This window comes from Psychrobacter sp. ANT_H3 (assembly GCF_027919975.1).
GTDB lineage: Bacteria > Pseudomonadota > Gammaproteobacteria > Pseudomonadales > Moraxellaceae > Psychrobacter > Psychrobacter maritimus.
Window position 1 is genome coordinate 42765 of record NZ_JAQISM010000008.1, and the last position, 22955, is coordinate 65719.

Sequence of the window (22955 nt, forward strand, 5' to 3'; positions counted from 1 at the left end):
GGATCATATGAAACATAACCTTGAGGTGAGCGCAAATGCTCGCCGAACTCAGTATTTCCAAGTATTCTTAATGGGCGTCAGCGCCTTTATTATGAATACTACCGAATTTGTTCCCGTTGCCCTATTAAGTGACATTGCCCAAGATTTTTCCATCACTACGGCTGAGACCGGCTGGATGTTGACGCTCTATGCGTGGATTGTCGCGGCTATGTCATTGCCATTGATGCTACTTACCAGCCGATTTGAGCGTAAAAGCTTACTTTTGGGCTTGTTTGTGGTTTTTATTGCCAGCCACGTATTGTCCGTATTCGCATGGAGTTTTGATGTATTGCTGATTAGTCGTGTTGGTATTGCACTTTCACACGCGATATTTTGGTCAATCACCGCAGCGATTGCGATACGCGTAGCACCAGAAGGCAAAAAAGCACTGGCACTTAGTGTACTTGCAACTGGTACTTCATTGGCGATGGTGCTTGGCGTGCCATTAGGGCGCTTGGTCGGTCAATGGTTTGGCTGGCGGGCAACCTTTGGCGGTATTGGCGTGATTGCTTTTATCGTCTTTATCTTGCAAGCAAGACTATTACCAACGCTACCAAGTATGTTTGAAGGCTCGTTTAGAAAAATTCCAGAATTGCTCAAAAATCCCTTATTGGTCTGTTTGTATCTGCTTATTTTACTGGTCTTTACCGCTCACTATACCGCTTATTCTTATATCGAACCCTTTATGCGGCAGGTTGGCGCTATCAGTGAAAACGCCGCGACGCTTGTCTTGCTATTATTTGGGGTGGCAGGGATTGCCGGCAGTGTGATATTCAGTCGCTGGGGTGATCGTTTTAATACCAGATTGATGCTGATATCGATCATATTAATGCTGATATCTATGCTGGTGCTCTTATTTGCCGTGACTTCTATCTGGGCGCTGAGTTTCATTGCGTTACTGTGGGGCGCGGCGCTGATGCTGCTGATTATCTCCATGCAAGCCAAAGTCATCATGGTTGATGTCACGGCGCAAGATATGCTGATGTCGATGTTCTCAGGGATTATTAACTTAGGAATTGGCGCCGGTGCGCTGTTTGGTGGTTATGCAGTAACGCATATTTCAATATCAAGCGTCGGCTATGTTGGCGCGGCTATCGCCAGTGTGTCACTGCTACTGATGTTATTTATGATAAAGCGCTTTCCTGAATTAAGTAGAAGACTTGGTTAGCTAAAAATTTGATAGTAAATAAGCCTATACACAATGCCAGCTATTTAAATGGGCTGGCATTTTGCTGTTTGGCTTATTAAAAAACCGAGTAAGCCGTTTATTTAAAAATCCACCTTACCGCGTAACGCTTTGGTCTTACCGCGCTGGATTTTTTGATCGACGCGTTTACGTTTGGCATTTCTGCTAGGTTTGGTCGCTTTACGGGTTTTATTGACATGAGTGGCTTGAATAATAAAGCTTTGCAGCCGCTCAAGCGCATCAATTCGATTACGTTCTTGGGTACGAAACTGCTGCGCTTTAATAATAAGCACACCTTCTTTAGTAATTCGGCTGTCTTTGCTGTCCAATAAACGCTGTTTAATGACATCGCTTAAGCTTGAAGCATGAATATCAAAACGCAAATGAATCGCAGACGACACTTTATTGACGTTTTGCCCGCCTGCCCCTTGCGCACGTATGGCGCTAATCTCTACTTCGCTGTCATTCAGGCTAATGGTATTGCTGATAAAAATCATAAAATGCTTTTATAAATGATTGATAGATAAGGTTAATGATAAAGCATTCTCAATTAACGCGCCACTTGCCCGCTTAATAGCGGCCAAAACGCCGTATTTCTTAACCTCTATAATCTGCAATTTATCGGGTAAACCTTATAAATGTTATCGTTTGACGTTGCTGTGTCTATCCTCTGTCTATAAAGCGTAAGCCTGCGCAGGGTTTTGATTTTAGGGTGGTAGGATGACTTTAAGCAGATACGATATTAAAAGAACACAGTATTAAACAGATAGGGTATTGTTGAATCAAAGCGTTAACAAGCCGATTTTAGTCAAAGGAATAAGCGTTGTATGACAACCAATAATAAGAAATCTAATCATAAAAAATCTAACATTTCTCTCAAAACTCACAACCTTACCGCTGCACAAAGCATTCAAGTCAGGGGCGCGCGGGTGCACAATCTCAAAAATGTCGATGTGGATTTACCGCGTAATGCGTTGGTCGTTTTTACCGGTATATCAGGCTCAGGCAAATCGTCACTGGCATTTGGCACTCTGTTTGCTGAGTCGCAACGCCGCTACCTTGATTCGGTATCGCCTTATGCACGGCGCTTGATTGACCAAGTTGGCGAGCCTGATGTCGATTCGATAGAAGGCTTACCGCCCGCCGTCGCCCTGCAACAGCAGCGCGGTACGCCGTCGGTACGTTCATCGGTTGGTAGCGTGACGACGATTTCAAATGGTTTGCGCATGCTGTACTCGCGAGCGGGTGAATACCCTGTTGGGCAAGACATGTTGTATGCCGATGCCTTTTCGCCAAATACGCCAGAAGGTGCTTGCCCTACTTGCTCAGGTCTTGGTCGCGTGTTTGAGGTCACAGAAGACTTGCTCGTGCCTGACAAGACGAAAACCATTCGAGAACGCGCCATTGCTGCTTGGCCACCAGCATGGCAAGGGCAGAATCTGAGCCGGATATTGACCACACTGGGCTACGATATCGACAAACCTTGGAACACCTTACCCAAGGAAACCCGCGATTGGATTTTATTTACCGATGAAACCCCAGAAGTGCCAGTTTACCCAGAATACAATCTCGAGCAAGTACGCGAAGCAATCAAAAAAGGTGAAAAACCCAATTATAAAGGCACTTTTACCAGTGCAAAAAATTTCGTCTTACATTCTTTTGCCACCACTCAAAGTCCACGTACCAAAAAACGTGTGGCGCAGTTTATGCAAATTTCAGAATGCCCAAGCTGCCATGGCAAAAAGTTAAAACAAGAATCGCTGTCGGTTAAATTTGCAGGGCTTGATATTGGCGAGTTGTCACAATTAACCTTGACGGAACTGGCGCTAAAACTTCAAGACGCTGCCAATAAAAAACTCAGCGATGATATGCCCGATCGTGAAAAAGCCATTGTTGCCAAGCGTATTACCAGCGATATTTTATCGCGTGTGCAAGCGTTAACCAGACTTGGGCTAGGTTACTTATCACTTGAACGCACCACGCCTACCTTATCGCCCGGTGAGCTACAGCGCCTAAGACTTGGCACCCAAATTCGCTCTAAACTATTTGGCGTGGTTTATGTGCTCGATGAACCGTCCGCTGGCCTGCATCCTGCCGATACTCAGGCGCTATTAGGTGCGTTAGATGAACTGGTAGCCGCGGGTAATTCATTATTCATTGTCGAGCATGATGTCAGCGTCATTCGCCACGCCGATTGGATCGTCGATGTCGGACCAAAAGCGGGCAGTCATGGCGGTGAAATCATCTATAGCGGCCCTGTCGCAGGCTTGCAAGATATCTGTAATTCTTATACTGGACAATATCTTTTTAATGGGGATTCCAAAAATAAAAAATCAAAAGCCCAGCAATTAACAAGCCAGCAGCCAAGACAACCTAATCATTGGCTAAAACTTGCCAATATCGAGCGTAATAATCTACAAGGGTTAGATGCGGTATTTCCTTTAGGGGTATTAACAACAGTGACGGGTGTTTCAGGTTCGGGGAAATCGAGTTTGGTCAGTCAAGCGTTGGTTGAACTGGTCTACAATGCGCTAGGGCAAAAAACCGTGATTGAAGCACCCACCGATGAAGCGGCTTTACTGGAGCAAGAACAAGAAATGCCAATAGGCGGTGAGATAGTCAGTGGTATGGAGCACATCAAGCGCTTAGTCACCGTTGACCAAAAAGCCATCGGGCGCACACCGCGCTCAAATCTGGCCACTTATACTGGACTGTTTGACCATGTGCGCAAATTATTTGCTGCCACCAAAGAAGCAAAAGCAAGGCACTATGATGCCGGACGTTTCTCATTTAACGTAAAAAAAGGCCGTTGCCCAAATTGCGAAGGCGTCGGTTTTGTTAGTGTTGAGCTGCTATTTCTGCCGAGTGTTTACTCGCCTTGCCAAGTGTGCCATGGTCAGCGCTACAATGACGAAACCTTAGAAATTACTTATCAAGGTAAAAACATCGCTGAAGTACTTGATTTGACAGTCGAAGCGGCTTCTGAGTTTTTCATTGATGATGCCCCAATAATGCGCGCCTTAGATGCCTTGCTAAAAGTTGGGCTTGGCTACCTAAGACTTGGGCAACCAGCCACCGAGTTGTCTGGTGGCGAAGCACAGCGTATCAAGCTTGCTACCGAACTGCAGCGTACCCAGCGCGGCGATACGCTGTATGTGCTCGATGAACCAACGACTGGCTTACACCCTTCTGATGTCGCGATGCTGATGGCACAGTTAAATGGGCTGGTCGCAACTGGTAATACGGTGATTATGGTTGAGCACGATATGCAAGTCGCTAGCAACAGCGATTGGATTATCGATATGGGCCCGGGTGCTGGCGATGAAGGTGGTCTTATTGTCGCCGCGGGCACGCCTAAAGAGGTGGCTAAGTCAAAAGAGAGTCGCACTGCGCCTTTTTTATTGACTTAGTATTGATATAGAATATAAAAACAACTTAATAAAAACATCGGTATAAAAAAACCGCATCACTATTAAAGTCATGCGGTTTTCTATTTTTAAACATCGGTTTTTTAAAAATACATTGCTAACTAAGCAAGCATACCGCCATCGACGACCACGGTCGCACCCGTGGTATAACTTGAGGCGTCAGACACTAGGTACAATACCGTGCCCGCCATCTCGTCAGGGTTAGCCACACGCCCTAACGGAATGGCATGTAACGCCATTTTTAAGACTTTATCATTGGTAGTCAATGCTGAGGCAAATTTGGTATCGGTCAGACCCGGTAATAACGCATTAACGCGAATATTTAGTGGGCCACATTCTTTAGCAAAGGCTTTAGTCATACTGATGACAGCCGCTTTAGTGATTGAATAGATGCCTTGCTTGTCACCCGCGACCAAGCCGTTGACCGAGGCGGTGTTTAAAATCACCCCGCCGCCCTGCTCGCGCATCATTTTGCCGGCAGCCGTCGACATAAAGAAATAACCGCGAATGTTGACTTCAACGGTCTTATCAAAAGCCGCTAAATCCGTATCTAAGATATGCCCGTAGTAAGGGTTTGCCGCGGCGTTATTGACCAAGATATCAATTTGCCCAAACTCATTTTTGATGTGCTCAAAAATCGCCTCAATCTGATCCATATCGCCCACATGACAAGCAAAGGCACTGGCTTTATGACCATCAGCGATGATGCTATCAGCGACCGCTTGGCAAGCATCAATCTTACGGCTAGAGACAATCACATGCGCGCCTCTTGACGCCAATAAGCGGGCGATAGATTCGCCAATACCGCGGCTCGCACCGGTAACTAAAGCAATCTTACCCGTTAAATCAAATAAATCTTTCATCATTATTCCTTATATTTTTGAATATATTATTTATACATTTTTACCAGCTCTGAGAGAGCTTAGCTTAGAAATTTAAATTAGAAACTTCATATCAATCGTTTTAATAAAATATATTAAGTTAACTAAGCCAACATCCCACCATCAAGGGTAAAGGCATGACCATTCATAAAGCTGCTTTCATCACTCGCTAGCCACGCAATCGCGCCAGATACTTCATCAACTTCACCCAAACGCCGCATTGGGCTGGCTTTGATGGTGGCTTGCTGGGCGCGCTCGTCCATTTTTGCCATGGTATTACGCACCATTGGCGTATCGATAAAGCTTGGACATACCGCATTAAAGCGGATATTGACACGGGCATATTCATGGGCAGCAGACTTGGTCAGCCCCATCACTCCATGCTTGGCAGCGCTATAAGCCGTCAGCAGTGGTGCTGAACGCAAACCAGCAATGGAGGCCACATTAATCACATGACCGCCGCCATTGGGCGCCATACAAGTAACAGCAGCGCGCATACAATGCCAGACGCCTTTTAGATTAACTGCGATATTACGATCAAAATCATCGTCACTTAGCTCATGCATCGGTGCCGGTTTATGGTCGATACCGGCATTATTTATCACCACATCAAGACCGCCAAGCGTTTGCATAGCAAAAGCAAATAGCGCCCGCACTTCATCGCCGTTAGTCACATCGACCTTTTTAAAAACAATGCTATTACCAGCATCTTGCCCTTGCTGAGCAACAGCAGCGCCCATCTCTTCCGCCAAATCACCAATGACAACTTTCGCACCACGACTGGCGAGCAGTAGCGCACTTGCAGCGCCAATCCCAGATGCACCGCCGGTGATTAAAATGCGTTTACCAGTGACGTCTGATGCAATTCCATTTGTATTCAGTGTCATGATTTATCCCTCTACCTTAAGTACCAGTTTACCGAAATTTTCACCTTTAAATAGCATCATCAAGGTATCAGGGAAAGTCTCAATACCCTCAACGATATGGTCTTTCACTTTAATATCGCCCGCTTGAATCCAGCCAGCAATGTCTTTCATCGCCGTCGGATATTCTTTGATATTATCAAAGACGACGATGCCTTCCATGCGTGCACGATTGACCAATAATGACAAATAATTTGATGGCCCTTTGACTTCTGTGGTGTTGTTATATTGGCTAATCGCACCGCAAATGACGATACGCGCGCGCAGATTAATTTGCGTGAGGACGTCATTTAAGATATCGCCGCCTACGTTGTCAAAGAAGACATCGACGCCATCTGGACACGCTTGTTTTAAGCCCTTTTTGACATTCTCATTTTTATAATCTACCGCAGCATCAAAGCCCAGCTCATCGACTAAGAATTTGCATTTCTCGGGACCACCTGCGATACCGACGACGCGGCAGCCTTTGATTTTAGCAATTTGTCCAACCAAGCTACCAACCGCACCAGCGGCACCAGACACGACGACGGTCTCGCCCGCTTTTGGCGCGCCTGTTTTTAGCAGACCAAAATAACCGGTCATACCCGGCATACCGAGCACGCCTAAGTAATAAGACAATGGCGCAAGCTTTGGATCGACTTTATGTAGCCCTGTGCCATCGCTGACCGCATACGATTGCACGCCGTTATGACCTACAACATAATCACCGACCGCAAACTTTTCATGTTTACTTTCAATCACTTCACCCACGGTACCAGCACGCATTACCTCGCCAATCTGTACGGGCGGTATATAAGATTTGGCATCGTTTAACCAACCACGCATCGCTGGATCCATCGAGATATATTCAATTTTTATCAGTAACTGACCGTCTGTGATAGTCGGTAGTTCTGATTCAGTATAATCCCAAGTCTCCGCACTCGGTGCGCCAATAGGTCTTTCTTTTAAACGCCACTGCTTATTGATTGTTGTCATTATTTATTCCTTTAAAGTTGTATTTATTATTAATATCAAACATGGTTCAAAATCCCTTAAAACCACTCTGCTTGCATATCGGTACATACCGCATTGTCGTTATTTAATAGCTCGATATCGCGATTGATTAACGGCAACTCCCAATCGATAAAGTATTTTGCCGCTTGGATTTTGCCATGATAGAAATTCTGCTTTTCGATATCTGTTGTCTCGCTTAGCAATTGCTCAGCTTTACTGGCTTGGCGAATCCAAATCCAGCTGACCACGATAGAGGCAAAAATATTCATTAGTGCTTGTGCGTTACCCGTTAATGTAAGTGCTTTTTCCGTTTGCAGGATTTTGCTTAGATGCACCAAGACTTCATGCAAATGACCCATATAAGGCATCAATTTACCGGCAAGTTTTGCGGTTTCTGGCGTAGTAATACTCTCTAAGTCTTGGGTAATTTCACGTTTTAGAATTTGAATACCAAGACCCTTGTTTTGCCATAACTTACGAAATGACAAATCTAACGCTTGCACACCATTTGTGCCTTCATGAATCGGATTAAGACGATTGTCACGCCAAAACTGCTCGGCTTGATATTCACGTGTATAGCCTGCGCCGCCCAATACTTGAATACCCAAATCATTGGCTTTTGGACCGTATTCAGACGGCCATGCTTTTAACACTGGTGTCAGCAAATCCAATAACTCTGATAGCTCAGCTTTTAGTGTTGCATCTTCACAGGTATTGATACGGTCAATCAGGTTTGAGCCATATAAACAGAGTGATATGCCGCCCTCGCTGTAGGCTTTTTGCGCAAGTAGCATACGTTTGACATCACCATGATTAATAATCGCCGTTGCTGCATCTTCAGGTTTATTATTCGGTGCAATTCTGCCCTGCGTTCTGTCTTTGGCATAATCGAGGGAGTATTGATAACCACGATAGCCAATCATCGCTGCGCCAAAGCCAACCGCTATGCGCGCTTCATTCATCATCTTAAACATGTAGCGCAAGCCGAAATGCTCTTCGCCGATAAGGTAGCCATAGCACTCGCCTACATCACCGAAACTTAACGCCGTAGAAGTCGCGCCTCGATAGCCAAGCTTATGAATAAGACCCGTTAAATGGACGTCATTGCGCTCGCCAACCGATAAATCATCATTTAGACGGTATTTTGGTACGGCAAATAAAGAAATGCCTTTGACACCACCAGGACCGCCCGGCACTTTGGCTAAGACCAAATGCACAATATTATCAGACAATTCGTGATCGCCCGCTGAGATATAAATTTTGCTGCCTTTGACGCGATAGCTGCCGTCGTCTTGTTTGACGGCGGTAGTTTTGATATCGGCAAGCGATGAGCCAGCATGCGGTTCCGTTAATGCCATGGTGCCCGTAAACCCACCCGTTAGCATGCGCGGCATAAAGGCATTTTTAATCTCATCACTGGCGAAATGTGAGATAACATTAATCGCCGCCGTGGTCAAAAATGGATAAGCCGTCGTTGATGGGTTAGCCGCCATAAAATAGCCTGCCACTGCGGTCATAACCGTTTCGGGTAATTGCATGCCACCATCGTCAAAACTATAACGACCAGCGATGAAGCCCGACTCACGAAACGCATCAAAGGCGACTTTGACATCGTCTATCATGCTGACTTTTTTGCCGTCAAACTGCGGCTCGTTTTTATCCGCTACATGGTTGTGCGGTAAAAATAGCTGGGTCGCGATTTTATTGGCGGTGTCGAGTACCGCATCGAAGGTTTCGCGGCTATGTTCGGCAAATTTTGGATGCTCGGTTAAATGTTCAGTGCCCAATACATCATATAATTGAAACGGTAATTCAAAGTCATTGATAAGGGTATCTGCTGCCATAGTATTCTCGTTAACTTATGAAATTTAGTGATGCATTGATATTAAGCTAATTTATTGCCTTGACGTATTGTCATTTATGACATAATTATGGTCAAATAAGACATAAATAATACTTATTCTTAGAAAAATTAGATGAAAAACGTTATTTTTAATAAGCGTTTCTAAAGGAAATCACACAATCATGCCCTACTTCAAACCTTTTAAAGTCATCATTGTCGGCTTCGATGGCGTACTTGGCAGCGCTTTGACAGGAGCGCTAGATCTGTTTTCATTTACAGGCGTCAGCTGGCAACGATTTTTGGATGAGGAAGTAGAGCCTAGATTTAATGTGCAGATTGCTAGTCTGGGCGGTGCGGATATCAGATGTAGCAATCGCTTAATTATGCAAGCGCATTGCGATATTCGGCAGGTGACGGAATGCGATTTATTGTTAATCCCAACGATTGGTGATTCCATCGATAAAGTACTGAGCCAAAATAGTGAGTTAATTCCGCATTTGCAGCGACTGGCGAATACCAAAGCGGATATCGCCAGCAATTGTAGTGGTGCATTCTTTTTAGCAAAGGCAGGCTTGCTCGATGGCAAAGTAGCGACAACCCATTGGGGTTATGCCAGTAAGTTTAAGGCAGATTTTCCATTGGTTGATTTACAAGAAAACCAATTTGTCACTCAGTCAAAAAGCCAGTCAAAAGACCAATCTGGGAATATATTCTGTGCAGCAGGAGGCAGCGCCTTTTATGACTTGGGATTATTATTAATCGAGCGTTATTGCGGACGCGAGATTTCTACCCAAGTGGCGAAAACTCAAATTATTGATAGTAAACGCGGCAATCAAAACAGCTATACCAATGTGACATTGCATAAACCACATGCTGACCAGCTGGTTAAACAGGTACAAGAATTTATCGAGGAAAATTTTAGGCAAGCTATACAGGTGAGCCAGTTAGCAGACATGGTGAATATCACCCCACGCACGTTAAATAGACGCTTTCAATCTTGTGTTGCGATGCGCCCGATTGAGTATATTCAAGCGGTCAGAATTGAGCAGGCCAAGCGCTTACTGGAGTTGGGCGATGTGACGATAAAATCGCTAGCGGAGCAAGTCGGCTACGATGATATTTCATCATTTACTCGCTTGTTTAAACGCGCTACTGAACTGACGCCGAAAGAATATCAGGATAAATTTTCGCGCTTGGCGATTTAACTCTATAGTAGATGTCTTTTGAAAGTAATACGTTGCTGCAGCAACTTTATCACAGCAAAAATTTTTATAGACCTAAATTTTATTGCCACAAGCCTTCCATATGAATGGCATCTGCTTTAATCGTTGGATAACCACTAAATGCTAACTGATAGCCACCGAAGTTATTGGCGCTGATTTGACACGTCGCACCTAATGGAAAACTGTGTTTTTGTCCAATATGACCAAAGCGCATACCACTATAAATCGGCAATCCTGTCAGCTTATGCAATTGACGAATTACGGTGGCGACATCATAACGCTTGTCATAACTGTCCTCACCGCTACCCGATAACGCGCCAAATACAATCGCTTGCTGATTCTTAAACACCCCTGCTAAATACAAATCATATAGCATGCGCTCAATACGATAGGCTTGCTCGCCGACATCTTCTAAAAATACCATACCGCCGTCAATACGAGGCAAATAGTCACTACCTGCCAGCGCTGACACCACACTTAGATTGCCGCCCCAAATAGTGCCCGTTAAAGTTTTTGGCTCAGAAGTTGCCAAGATACTTGGTAAATTTGGACTGGTTAACGACGCATCTTGTATATTGATAGCCAAATTGGGATTGGTTAATGCTTCTGCAAACTGTCGGCAGCTGACTTGGTCGGGTTTGTTTTTACCAAACTCACTATAGAGCATTGGCGCAGCGAGCGAACTCATACCTCCTTTTGCCAGTAGCGCGCACTGAATCGCCGTCACATCACTAAAGCCTGCGAATATGGTGCCGCGCTCCTTCATAATGCGCCCCAACGTCGACCAATCAACCATTGGTAATAGACGCACAGCACCATAGCCGCCGCGTACACCAAGTAGCAGTTTAGGCGCTTTGATTGCACCCGTGGCTATATTTTGCAAATCACTTGCGCGCTGCGAATCTGTACCCGCAAAGCGCAAATACTGCCGTTTGGTAATCGCAGGATTATCCACCTTAAAACCTGCACAGGCTAAACGCTCTAACGCCAATTCATTACGCTCGTCACTACCACCGACATTAGAGCTGGCAAAAAGCCGCGTCTCAATACTTGGCGTAATACAGCGGGTATTCGGTTGCAATATTTCGGGCGCTGCTTGTTGTGCTTGTCCTGATGGCAGGCTATCATCCATTAATGCCGTTGGCAGATCATCTTTGGTAAGCTGCGTACTTTTATCTTGCTGAATAACATTGGCAGCAAGCGCCTGAGTCATGCTTTGGGTTACTAATAATCCTGCCCCGGCACTGATACCGACTTGACGTAAAAACTGGCGACGATTTAATCCAGACGTCGTGTCATTCGCTGTATGAGCATCTTTACTTTTAGCATTTTTTAATAACTCACTCTTGGAAACCATCGCTCGCTGCTACCTTATCGTTTTTTATTTTAATCTACTTTTGAATCATTTTTATCTTTGCAATCTATTTGCTTAGACATCACAGCTGCGTATTGTAAACGGTTTACAAATGAAAATAGTTGCCTAACTCTTGCCCATATTTACTTTTTCGCTACTTATACACTAAAAAACTAACCCAATTAAGCCTATCAATAATACGCAATATTGGCGCATGCCACGACTTTGTTGTAGTATGAAGACATCACATAAAGACATCAATTGCGCTTAAATAAGGATAATAATAATGGCTGACAAAGCGACTGATAAGCAGGAAAAAGATGACATCTTAGATGCCGATTTAGAGTACCTCATTCATGAGGAAGAAAAACTGCAAGAAAAGCTAAAAGATAGCAGCCATCTTGAGCGTTTTGCCAAGGATTTGATGCTATTTATGAGCTTGATTAAAGATTATTACAAAGGCAATTATCGCGATATTCCCTACAAGACCATTTCAGCGGGCGTCGTTGGGCTGCTTTACACTCTCAACCCGATTGATATTATCCCAGACTTTATCCCTTTTATCGGTCATATCGACGATGCGCTGGTACTCACCTTTTGCTTAAAACTTATCGAAAAGGATTTGCAGAAATATCAGACGTGGAAGCAAAGCCAAACAGCGGTTAAAACTGCTACCAACTTAAAGAAAAAGAATTAACTGCTGATAAGCTATGCTACTGAAAAGATAAATGAGAAAAACCCACGACCGATAATCCATTTATCAGCCGTGGCTTTTTATTAACCGCTAGCAATTTATCTATACAGATTAATCTGGCACTTCATAATTGGCTTTTTCTGGATTCAGACCAAATGAATACACAAAGGTAGCAACCAAGCTATTCACAATAATAAATGGCAAGTCAACGGCAACGTGTCCAAGCAAATAGCGACCGATAAGCCATGAAATAATCAGCATAACAATAAAAAATCCGCCAAGATAGGCTAAGATTGCTGGATGCTTAAGATTATAAGGCTGCTCAGGTTTTGGCTGTTTATCTAGAATATAGGTTCTGACTGCCCAACCCGCCGCATAAGAAAATCCGCCTAACACCACATAACTAAAAAAATTCATATTGCCTGACTCTAATGACGTATTTGTTGATTACAGAAAGCTTTAATGGTTTATAAATAGCTTTGTTCGCTTACTATCATACCCGATAATGAGCTATTTATATAAAGGCTTCTCTATAGTTTTACTGGCTGCTCTCATTCACATTATCAATCACAATATTTGAATGAGGATTGGCTAAAATATCCGTATTAACCTCGTCACACTCGACACGATAAATGGTATTGGCACCGCGATAAATATAGGATAAATACTCACTATCAAGTAGCGGATCGATATTGGCATAGACAGGCTTCACATGCGCCAGTACCAACACTCTGTCTGGACGCCCAATGACCGCATCGACATTGTCAGGGTCAATAGAGAAATACGTGGGTATGTCGCTATTTGCAATCACCTCTAACGGCTCAGCATCATCCCAAACGCGCTTAGCGCTTGCCGGCTCTTTCATCTGCATCACCCACGCGCCGCCCTGTTGGCTGACTTTTATCTGTGCAGGCTCGTCATGACTGACAGTGTAGCAGCCTTCAAATATGGATAAATCCGCTGCCGTCTGCATCTGTTTAGTATCAGCTGGCGTATTGCTATCATTGCAAGCACTCAAAAATAGCGTGCTACTGACTGTGATAGCGACCATCAAGGGCGACCATTTTTTATAAAACACGTTTGGGCGTACGGACATCATAGGGTTATCCTGCATTTGCATATAAAAAGCTGATATTGAGCGTCTGACTGTTAAAAATAATCAAAAGAAAACAATCAAATCGTGCCATCGCACTACAATCGCAGCCATTTTAACAGAAAACCACCGCATTATTATTATCATCACTACTATCATCTGTGCTTTTACGATTTTGTGCATGCCAGCTGCCCATAGCTGGGATAGATTTGCTATACTCAAACCTAAAATATATCGTGCTAGCTGGTGTAAAAATAGTACTACCGAAACCGCCCTGCTCCACGTTTACCATTTATTAGGTCAATACGCTTTTATGTCAGACACTTCTACTTCAGCGCAGTCATTTAATATTAATAACGCCATAAATCCGTTGGCCGCGAAATCCAATACGACAGTTGCTTATACCGACGGTGCTTGTAAAGGCAATCCGGGTGCCGGCGGCTGGGGCGCGCACCTGATATTTAGCGATGGTTGTACGCAGGATTTATATGGTGGTGATAAAGAAACGACCAATAATCGCATGGAGCTGATGGGCGCGATACAAGCACTGATCCATAGTCCGCATGAGCACAAACTTGAGATTTGGACAGATTCAAGCTATGTCAAAAAAGGCATTACCGAGTGGATTGAGGGTTGGAAAAAAAGAGGTTGGAAAACGGCAAGTAAAAAGCCCGTCGCCAACCAAGACCTTTGGCAGCGCCTAGATGAGCTCTGCCAGCAGCGTGATGTCGACTGGCATTGGGTTAAAGGTCACGCCGGACACGCGGGCAACGAAAAAGCGGACGAGCTAGCAAATTTAGGCGTGACCTCTAACAGTGAAAACTTATCACAAATAGACGCACAAGAGACTGCTAAAAAAAAAGAGCAAATAGTGACCGATAATACCCAAAATGCTAGAGATGATTGGCTAAAATTTGATCCATTGGGGTTTGATATGATGGATGATGAGCTTGATGCAGAGTTATTAGACAGTCAAAACCATCATGATACGATGATAACTACAGATGCTTTAACTGCAGAAAATAGCAATGAGCACCATGCTACCAAAACAATAAGCGATACCGTGATGCCAGACACCAGTATAAATAACCAAATAGCAGATATAGCAACTGATATAACAGCTGATATAGAGACCAGTAGCGAAGCCGATACGCCAAAATTTGATGGTGACACCAGCCGTGCCAACCCGTATTTTATACCGCTGCTACCCAAACCTATCCACCGTCATGAATCTGACCGCCAGCTTATTATGGATACCGAGACCACAGGTCTTGACCCAATGAAGGGTGACCGTATTATTGAAGTCGGTATTGTAGAGATGGTCGGGCGTAAATTTACCGGCGAAAAGCTCCACGTCTATATCAACCCGCAGCGCGGTATGGATGAAGAAGTTATCCGCATTCATGGTATCTCTGAGGCGTTTTTAACCGATAAACCAACTTTCGATCAAGTGGCTCAGGCGCTGTATGATTTTATGGACGGTGCCGAAATCATCGCTCATAACGCCACCTTTGATATGAACTTCTTAAATATGGAGTTCGCCAAAGTTGGCATGCATGACTTTGCGGAGCGCGTCCAAGTGACCGACTCGCTGGTGATGGCCAAGCAGCAATATCCGGGGCAAAAAAACACTCTGGATGCCCTCGTGCGCCGCTTAGATGTCGGTAAGCAAGACCGTACTTTCCACGGGGCATTACTTGACTCAGAGATTTTAGCTGAAGTTTATTTGGCAATGACCGGCGGACAAGTCACCCTTGCTATTGAGGACGACACCCAAGCTGATGGCGGACATACCGCCCATGCAAGCTTTGCTGATTTGGCCTCTTTATTACTAGAGTCCAGTAGCAATGAGAGCGCCAATCAAAGCTGGTATGCGGCGCTTGCAGAGGATTATCCTGCGCTTAAAGATAAGATGTAGCCGTCATAATCCCCATCATTAAAATCGCTTTTTTTATTAAAATAACCTCTTATACTGGCGGTTAAGTAAGTTAGTCTTGATTATTATGACAATAAGCGTTAAAACCTTATTGATATTATTTTTAATTGATCATAAACCATTGCTATTTTCATCAGTACGTCATGGAAAAAAACAACTATGAACCATTCTACGCAAATGAAATTAACCGCCCCAACCTTGAGTGTGACTGATTTTAACCTGCCATCACTACATTTATTGCACGATGAAATTAAAGTCATATTAAAAGATACTGAGATTCATTTGGGCGAATTTAATGATGATAATAGTCAAGCGCCTTTATTATTAGACTCTATTATTGTGTTAAAACAGCTGTCTTGCATTTTTGAGCTGATTGCTCTGGCGGGTGCAGAGGCGCTCAACACCGCTATCGCCCATGGTTTACAGCAACTTTATGATAGCGGTGATAATAGCGATACGGCGTTGATTATGGACTTATCAGAAGCCATTATGACGCTTGATCGTTATATTGAGTTTGTCTTATTGACTGAGTCAGTAGAGCCGACTTTACTACTGCCTATTATTAATAAGCTCAATGCTCACGGGCAAGAAGCACCAATCGCCGCCGATTATTTTTCCACCTTTGGTAGCAGCAGCGTCATCATTGCCAACCCTGAAAACAATTTTCAACCGCTGCACGAGCTCAATCTTGATAGCGAATTACTGACTTACGCTTATCGTAGTGGACTTGGGGTTGCGTTGTTAAATCAAGACGGTAACGTGAGCGACGATGAGCAGAAAAAACTCGATGCCATGTCAGCAGCTTGCGCTTTGATAGCCGCAAACTCTAACCGTTTGTTTTGGCAAGCAGCAACTGCCGCCGTGGCTGATATTGCCAGCATTTTACCGCTGAACTTAAGCCAAAAACACACGCTTATTTACTTAGAGCAGCAGTTCCAAAGCTATCTGCCCGTAATGGACACACGCTTTGCAGACTTGGTCAGCTTTGCTTGCCAGCGTGATACAGCAGAGGCCAAAATTTTGCGTGAACAATATGCTGCCAATCAGTTAGAAACACCGCAACTTGAGCAAATGGCGCGCTTCTTATTTGGCCCTAATCGTGCTTTGACGGACACTTTAAACACCATTATTCAAGCACAAATAAATAATATCAAAGAGAATGTCGATAGCTACGCACGCGGTGATTCTATCAATCCTGCCGATATGCAAACCTCGCAAATCACTGAGCAGCTAACTGAGCTCAGTTCAGCGTTCCGATTGTTAGGCTTAGCAAATGCTGCAAACAGTTTGAGTACCGCAGCGGAGGCGGTGAGTAAATGGCGCGCGCCTACGCCAGAAGATTTTGACCATTTATTATTGGCCTTGATGCACGCTGAAAATGCCACTATCGCCATGGCAGAAATGCACACCCCAGGGGCTATTTATTTGCCTTTAAACAACCCACATATCTCATTACATCAGCTAAATACCGCCTATGATACGCTGATACAAGAAAGCCGTACCGCTATTGCCAGTGCCGAACAAGCCATCAATGACTATTTGGCTGAACCTGAGCGTGATATCCTTAATATTCAAAACATTCCTGAAATGCTGCGTCAAGTGTCAGGTGCGGTGCGGTTTTTACAATTGCCAACCCCTGCTAGCATGCTCGGCCAATTAGCGAGTTATTTGCAGCAGCGTATTGATAGTGGCGCACGGATTGATGATGGCACCTTGGCTTATATCGCCGATGTCATCATGGCCGTTGACCATCATTTAGATGGCTTTGAGAACAATCGTCCTGTAAGCAAACAGGCGCTAGATATCGGGCAACAGAGTTTAAGCCAGTTGCTTGCTGCCTAATTGCTCGTTTATTCGGTAGTAGATAGGTAGCTTGCTTATTTACTTACTGAGTTATCATTTAACTGTCCACTTTAAACAGACTCATATCGATGCGGATATGAGTCTGTCTTTGATTGTTTGGAAACTTATCCTATGACCCACGCCTTTATACTTCGTGACGAGACGGTTTTATGTCGTCAAACGCCCAAGGGCTGGTGGCCTGTACAGGTTCAGTTGCCAGATTCGGTTAATGATACAGCGTTAAACACTCATGACATTCATGACATCCATAACATGCAGCCAGCTTATGAAGTTGGGCGAGTTATGTTACTTGAAAGCTTAGCGCCGACTCATTGGTTACCTAATGATATAAAAAGCAGCACGCTCAGCATTGATAGTGCAGATAGCGCTAGTTTGGCTGATTTTGAAACCGATACTGCCAATACTTTTACATCACAAGCGGCCATTGCCATTACTTATGACTACGCCATAGGCCATCATATTGATTTACCGAGAATTTTAGAAGGTCATGATTTAGAAAGCAACGCTCTAAAGAATAACGATTTAACAAGTAATAGCGACGAGAAAATTAGTCCAGACACCGATACTTGCGCTTTTATTGCTTATCGTCTGCTTATCACGCAGCTGCCATTCGCGTTATCTGACCAGCTTAGCCAAGCCATACAGTTATTACGTTGGCAAGCAGATACGCAGTTTTGTAGTCGCTGCGCCGCTCCCGTGGTACATGCCGCAAGCGCTGAGCGTGCGATGGTCTGCCAAGCTTGCCGCTTACGCCAGTATCCACGTGTGCAGCCGTGCGTTATTACCGCTATTACCCGACCGAACCCGCAAACGGGTGAAGTGCAAATATTATTGGCGCACCATCACCGTTATGGGCAGCAAAAAACGCCTCAGCAAGCGCTACAATATGGTTTGATTGCCGGTTTTGTAGAAGTCGGTGAAAGCTTAGAGCATGCGGTGGTACGCGAAGTGGCAGAAGAGGTGAATATCAGCCTCAAAGATATTCGCTATGTCAGTAGTCAACCTTGGCCGTTTCCGTCTAATTTAATGCTTGGTTTTCGAGCCTCTCATGCTGGCGGTGACATTGTCATACAAGAAGATGAGCTGTCACATGCTGATTTTTTTAACCTGTCAGATTTGCCAAAAATACCGTCAAAAGGCAGCATTGCTTATGCGCTGATTGCCCAAATTGCTCATGAACAAGGCATCTCACTTTAATTAATATTTAATTCATAAGGGCAAGATGTCTTTTTATAAATATAGATGTTCTTAATAAATAGCGCTATTACCCTATTTATTTTAATATCAGCATCTAGCATTGATATAAAGGTTTTACATTAAATGCAAAGCACCATGAATAAAAACAGCAGTCATATCCGTCTCACTAATCTACCTATTTTGTTCGATAGTTTGAACATAGAGAGCTTGCCGGCCGCCACCCAAGCAAAGATTGCGCGCATTGACGCCTGCTTGCCGCAAACCCAATGCGGACTTTGCGACCATGCTGATGGCTGCTTGCCGTATGCGGTGGCGATTGTTATCGACAATGAGCCTTATAATAAATGTGTGCCCGGTGGTCAGCCTGTGACCGATGCGATTGCACAAATTATCAATCAAGATAGTAGCGATATACAACCTTTTAGCGCTGAGCCGTCAAAATGGCCGATAGATGTAAGCTCGCAGCGTCCAGTAGAAGTGCGCGCGGTGATTCGAGAAGATGATTGTATCGGCTGTACCAAATGCATCCCTGCCTGCCCTGTTGATGCCATCGTCGGTACTGGAAAGCATATGCATACTATTTTTACGGATTTATGCACAGGCTGTGAGCTATGTATCGCGCCCTGCCCGGTTGATTGCATTGACTTGGTCACCGTTGAGCGTACCCTATCAACAGCTGAGCGCACGCTTGAACAAGAGGATTTGCGCCAGCGTTATCATACCCATCTAAGACGCGTCAGTGAGCAATTGGCGGATAGCAGCAATAGCAAACCTGTGGTCAGCATGGTGGAGGCAAAACTGAATAATGCCGCCAGTCAATCGTTGAATATCAGTGAAGCACAAGCAAAAAATACCATTGCAGCGGCAAAGCTACGCAGTAAAATTAAGAAGTTAGAAAAGCAGCTTAGCGTACGGCCTAATGAGAGCAAACAACTGGAACTTGAAGGGTTACAAGCTGAGCTTGCACAACTTTAATAGCCAATATCTACTCCTGACTAACCAATGAATAAAACGATGGTAACAATACCATGAGTAAAACCGTTAAACATAAAACTGCCGATACACCGCCATCGAGGCGTATGCCCAATCGTGATGTGCGTCCGTTTTTTGAGAAGTTGGCTGCGACGATTGATGAGCCAGTAACTGAGCTCAATTATAGCAGTAACTTTGAGCTGCTTATCGCGGTCATATTATCGGCGCAGGCAACCGATGTCAGCGTCAATATTGCCACCAACCAGCTTTATCCGGTGGCGAATACGCCTGAGTCCATTTTGGCATTAGGCGAAGAAGGACTGAAAGCGTATATTAAGAATATCGGCTTATTTAATGCCAAAGCCAAAAACGTCATTAAAACCTGCCGTGACTTGATTGAGAAATTTGATAGCACCGTCCCTGATAACCGTAAAGACTTAGAGTCTCTAGCGGGTGTCGGGCGGAAGACGGCGAATGTGGTGTTAAATACCGCCTTTGGGCAGCCGACGATGGCGGTTGATACCCATATCTTTCGCGTCGGCAATCGTACGGGACTTGCCACGGGTAAAAATGTCTTAATCGTTGAAAAAAAACTGCTCGAACGTATCCCCGATGACTTTATCGTTGATGCTCACCATTATTTGATTTTGCATGGGCGCTATACTTGTCAAGCTCGTACCCCAAAATGTGGCGCTTGTCCTGTTTATGAAGAATGTATGTTTAAGGATAAAGCGGCATTTTTAGAGCTTTAAAGGCTTTGAGAACCTTAAAAACTTTCAAATATCTCCTTTCTAAATACTTCGGCTTAATACTTTAATTTAAGGAAGCAGAATGCAGACCCTGACCGCACTCGTATTTGACGACTTTGAAACTTTAGACTTATTTGGGCCTATTGAGCTATTTGGTAGCTTACCTAACGATTTTCGCATTCAATTTGCGTCAATGAAAGGTGGTATCATTCATAACCATCATGGTGTTGCCTTACAAACTGTCGCAGTAGCAGAGTTAGCCCAGCAAACGAATATATTATTGGTCGTCGGCGGTAAAGGTACACGTCCACTGATTAATGATAGTAAGTTTTTGCAGACCCTGACTACGCTCGCTGATAACGCCGACTGGGTGCTTAGCGTCTGTACGGGTAGTGCTTTATTGGCGAAGGCAGGTATTTTAGACTATAAACGAGCCACGTCAAATAAGCGTGCTTGGCAATGGGTAACCGAACAATCAGATCAGGTTGATTGGATAAAGCAGGCGCGCTGGGTGGTAGATGGCAAGTTTTATACTTCTTCAGGTGTCACGGCTGGCATGGATATGGCGCTTGGTTTTATTGCTGATAGACAAGGTCGCGACAGCGCAAAAGAAGTCGCTGACTATACAGAATACCGCTGGCAAGAAGACAGCCGCCTCGATGATTTCTACAATTGTTAGCCGTCATGGCTGACACTAGAGTTTTACCTCGATTCACGGTAAAATATCATAATTTTTTGATTCACTTTTACCTTCTATTTTCCGTTAACATTTAATAATGACTGATTTTATATATTACAGTCCCTGCAATTAAGCGATCCCACTATGCGCGAATATAATTTATTTACCTCAGAGTCTGTGAGCGAAGGCCATCCAGATAAAATGGCTGACCAAATCTCAGATGCTATCCTTGATGCCATTTTACGCCAAGATTTACATGCCCGTGTGGCGTGTGAAACGCTGGTTAAGACAGGTGCTGTCATACTGGCAGGCGAAGTCACCACGACTGCCAATATCGACGTTGAACGTATCGTCCGTGATACGGTAAATGGCATCGGTTACCATCACTCAGACTTGGGCTTTGATGGCGAGACCTGTGCCGTTATTAATATGCTGGGTAAGCAATCTCCTGAAATTGCTCAAGGTGTCGATCGTAGCGATCCTGAAGAACAAGGTGCCGGCGACCAAGGCTTAATGTTTGGTTATGCCAGCAATGAGACCGAAGTATTGATGCCAGCGCCTATCGAATATGCCCATCGCTTGATGGAGCGTCAATCTGAGCTGCGCCGCGGCGGTGAGCTGCCTTGGTTACGTCCCGATGCCAAAGCCCAAGTGACCCTCAAATATGATGGTAATAAACCGGTTGCCATTGACGCCGTGGTTTTATCAACGCAGCATGATCCAAGCATCTCGCAAGCAGACCTGCAAGAGGCGGTAATGGAATCTATTATTAAGCAAGTATTGCCAGCAGAGTTATTGCATGCCGGTACGCGCTACCATATCAATCCAACGGGCAAATTTGTCATTGGTGGCCCTGTCGGTGATGCTGGACTGACTGGTCGTAAAATCATCGTTGATACTTACGGCGGTATGGCACGTCATGGTGGCGGTGCATTTAGTGGTAAAGATCCTTCAAAAGTGGATCGCAGCGCTGCCTATGCAGTACGTTATGTGGCCAAAAACATCGTCGCTGCCGGTATTGCAGATCGCTGTGAGTTGCAAGTGAGCTATGCGATTGGCGTTGCTGAACCGACTTCGATTTCAATTAACACTTTCGGTACTAACAAAATCAGCAACGATGAAATTATTAGCTTGATTCGTACCCATTTTGACCTACGTCCTTATGGTATTACGCGTATGCTGAACTTATTGCAGCCGATGTACCAGCAAACCGCAACCTTTGGTCACTTTGGTCGCCAAGGTTCTGAAACCGCCTTTACGTGGGAAAGAACTGACAAAGCGGAAATCTTAAAAGCAGATGCAGGTTTATAAGCCTGACGTCAGACTTTTTACTATTTTATCCATTTTTTAGATTTATCCAGTCTTTACCCTTCTTAAGTTTAAAGACTGGCGTGATATATTTAAATTTACTTACCCTTATTAGGAGTCGCTTATGTCTCAAGACAATATGCCAAACAATGCCCAAAATGATGATATTGATGCCGCTCTTGAAATCACCCCTGAGATGCAAGCGTTTTATCAGCGTGCCGATGCGATTATTGGTGTGGCAAACAGTCAACTAGGTCCTGAAGCGCATTCAGGTCAAGTAGGTGCGTCACTGCTTTATGCGGCGGCACGTTATAGTGCGTCAGTTGCTTCAATTGGCTTTGTAAAAGGTGATGATTTCGCCAAAGAAAAAGACGATATCGTTGAGTTTTATACCAAACAATATCGCCAAATGCTAAGCGACAACTTAACTGATTATGCACAAAATTTTGATAAATATGTACAGCTTAATAAAGATGATAAACCTGCGCAGTAAGCTTTCTAAAAGCTTACTCAAGAATTTTATTAAGAAGTAATATAAATAACCCAAGCCTTATAAGCTTGGGTTTTTTTATCTGTTTTGCACTAGATGACTGA

20 protein-coding genes are annotated in these 22955 nt (G+C 44.4%); 12 read left to right on the forward strand and 8 right to left on the reverse strand.

All coding sequences use genetic code 11. The annotated features are described in order from the left end of the window. Nucleotides 1-7: 7 nt before the first annotated feature. On the forward strand, nucleotides 8-1207 hold the full coding sequence (locus PG901_RS06190) for a sugar transporter (protein WP_271133898.1): 1200 nt from the start codon (nucleotides 8-10) through the stop codon (nucleotides 1205-1207). 101 nt (nucleotides 1208-1308) lie between these two features. Here the strand turns inward: PG901_RS06190 and arfB are convergent, their stop codons facing one another. After that, a complete protein-coding gene (gene arfB / locus PG901_RS06195; protein ID WP_271133899.1) occupies nucleotides 1309-1722 on the reverse strand; it encodes an alternative ribosome rescue aminoacyl-tRNA hydrolase ArfB in 414 nt (137 codons plus the stop codon). Nucleotides 1723-2052: 330 nt separating this feature from the next. On the opposite strand from arfB, the gene uvrA reads away from it, so the two are divergent. Continuing rightward, on the forward strand, nucleotides 2053-4635 hold the full coding sequence (gene uvrA / locus PG901_RS06200; RefSeq protein WP_271133900.1) for an excinuclease ABC subunit UvrA: 2583 nt from the start codon (nucleotides 2053-2055) through the stop codon (nucleotides 4633-4635). 119 nt (nucleotides 4636-4754) lie between these two features. On the opposite strand, the gene PG901_RS06205 is transcribed toward uvrA, so the two are convergent. From PG901_RS06205 to PG901_RS06220, 4 genes are all read right to left on the reverse strand, one after another. Further along, entirely contained in the window at nucleotides 4755-5519 is a 765-nt protein-coding gene (locus PG901_RS06205) for an SDR family oxidoreductase (RefSeq protein ID WP_265089115.1), read from the reverse strand. A 119-nt stretch (nucleotides 5520-5638) separates the two neighbouring features. Beyond that, nucleotides 5639-6421 carry an SDR family NAD(P)-dependent oxidoreductase gene (locus tag PG901_RS06210; RefSeq protein WP_271133901.1) on the reverse strand — a complete coding sequence of 261 codons (783 nt, stop codon included), beginning with the start codon at nucleotides 6419-6421 and terminating at the stop codon, nucleotides 5639-5641. Between the two features lie 3 nt (nucleotides 6422-6424). Next, nucleotides 6425-7432: an NADP-dependent oxidoreductase gene (locus PG901_RS06215; RefSeq protein WP_271133902.1), complete on the reverse strand. Its 1008-nt coding sequence runs from the start codon at nucleotides 7430-7432 to the stop codon at nucleotides 6425-6427. A 56-nt stretch (nucleotides 7433-7488) separates the two neighbouring features. Continuing rightward, entirely contained in the window at nucleotides 7489-9294 is a 1806-nt protein-coding gene (locus tag PG901_RS06220; RefSeq protein ID WP_271133903.1) for an acyl-CoA dehydrogenase, read from the reverse strand. A gap of 181 nt (nucleotides 9295-9475) precedes the next feature. Between PG901_RS06220 and PG901_RS06225 the strand changes: the two genes are divergently transcribed. Continuing rightward, a complete protein-coding gene (locus PG901_RS06225) occupies nucleotides 9476-10498 on the forward strand; it encodes a GlxA family transcriptional regulator (protein ID WP_271133904.1) in 1023 nt (340 codons plus the stop codon). A gap of 79 nt (nucleotides 10499-10577) precedes the next feature. Here PG901_RS06225 and PG901_RS06230 read toward each other — a convergent pair whose 3' ends face one another. Continuing rightward, nucleotides 10578-11873 carry an LD-carboxypeptidase gene (locus tag PG901_RS06230; protein WP_271133905.1) on the reverse strand — a complete coding sequence of 432 codons (1296 nt, stop codon included), beginning with the start codon at nucleotides 11871-11873 and terminating at the stop codon, nucleotides 10578-10580. Nucleotides 11874-12156: 283 nt separating this feature from the next. On the opposite strand from PG901_RS06230, the gene PG901_RS06235 reads away from it, so the two are divergent. Next, nucleotides 12157-12567 (forward strand): YkvA family protein, encoded by a 411-nt coding sequence (locus PG901_RS06235; RefSeq protein ID WP_201565337.1) that lies wholly within the window; start codon nucleotides 12157-12159, stop codon nucleotides 12565-12567. A gap of 108 nt (nucleotides 12568-12675) precedes the next feature. On the opposite strand, the gene PG901_RS06240 is transcribed toward PG901_RS06235, so the two are convergent. Both PG901_RS06240 and PG901_RS06245 read right to left on the reverse strand, forming a co-directional pair. Further along, nucleotides 12676-12981 carry a hypothetical protein gene (locus PG901_RS06240; RefSeq protein WP_271133906.1) on the reverse strand — a complete coding sequence of 102 codons (306 nt, stop codon included), beginning with the start codon at nucleotides 12979-12981 and terminating at the stop codon, nucleotides 12676-12678. Nucleotides 12982-13102: 121 nt separating this feature from the next. After that, nucleotides 13103-13663: a hypothetical protein gene (locus tag PG901_RS06245; protein WP_442966855.1), complete on the reverse strand. Its 561-nt coding sequence runs from the start codon at nucleotides 13661-13663 to the stop codon at nucleotides 13103-13105. 307 nt (nucleotides 13664-13970) lie between these two features. Here PG901_RS06245 and dnaQ point away from each other — a divergent pair, with 307 nt between their 5' ends. From dnaQ to PG901_RS06285, 8 genes are all read left to right on the forward strand, one after another. Beyond that, entirely contained in the window at nucleotides 13971-15575 is a 1605-nt protein-coding gene (gene dnaQ / locus PG901_RS06250; RefSeq protein WP_271133907.1) for a DNA polymerase III subunit epsilon, read from the forward strand. A gap of 177 nt (nucleotides 15576-15752) precedes the next feature. Then, a complete protein-coding gene (locus PG901_RS06255) occupies nucleotides 15753-17435 on the forward strand; it encodes a hypothetical protein (protein ID WP_271133908.1) in 1683 nt (560 codons plus the stop codon). A 132-nt stretch (nucleotides 17436-17567) separates the two neighbouring features. Then, on the forward strand, nucleotides 17568-18653 hold the full coding sequence (gene nudC, locus PG901_RS06260) for an NAD(+) diphosphatase (RefSeq protein WP_271133909.1): 1086 nt from the start codon (nucleotides 17568-17570) through the stop codon (nucleotides 18651-18653). A 123-nt stretch (nucleotides 18654-18776) separates the two neighbouring features. Continuing rightward, nucleotides 18777-19628, forward strand: a complete 852-nt coding sequence (locus PG901_RS06265) for an RnfABCDGE type electron transport complex subunit B (protein WP_271133910.1) — start codon at nucleotides 18777-18779, stop codon at nucleotides 19626-19628. A 53-nt stretch (nucleotides 19629-19681) separates the two neighbouring features. Further along, on the forward strand, nucleotides 19682-20377 hold the full coding sequence (gene nth, locus PG901_RS06270) for an endonuclease III (RefSeq protein ID WP_201563550.1): 696 nt from the start codon (nucleotides 19682-19684) through the stop codon (nucleotides 20375-20377). A 79-nt stretch (nucleotides 20378-20456) separates the two neighbouring features. Further along, nucleotides 20457-21053: a DJ-1/PfpI family protein gene (locus tag PG901_RS06275; protein ID WP_271133911.1), complete on the forward strand. Its 597-nt coding sequence runs from the start codon at nucleotides 20457-20459 to the stop codon at nucleotides 21051-21053. A gap of 144 nt (nucleotides 21054-21197) precedes the next feature. After that, the gene (metK, locus tag PG901_RS06280) at nucleotides 21198-22364 is read left to right on the forward strand and encodes a methionine adenosyltransferase (protein WP_201624619.1); all 1167 of its coding nucleotides are present in this window, start codon (nucleotides 21198-21200) and stop codon (nucleotides 22362-22364) included. 136 nt (nucleotides 22365-22500) lie between these two features. Then, on the forward strand, nucleotides 22501-22854 hold the full coding sequence (locus PG901_RS06285) for a DUF3144 domain-containing protein (protein ID WP_193031653.1): 354 nt from the start codon (nucleotides 22501-22503) through the stop codon (nucleotides 22852-22854). Nucleotides 22855-22955: the final 101 nt, after the last annotated feature.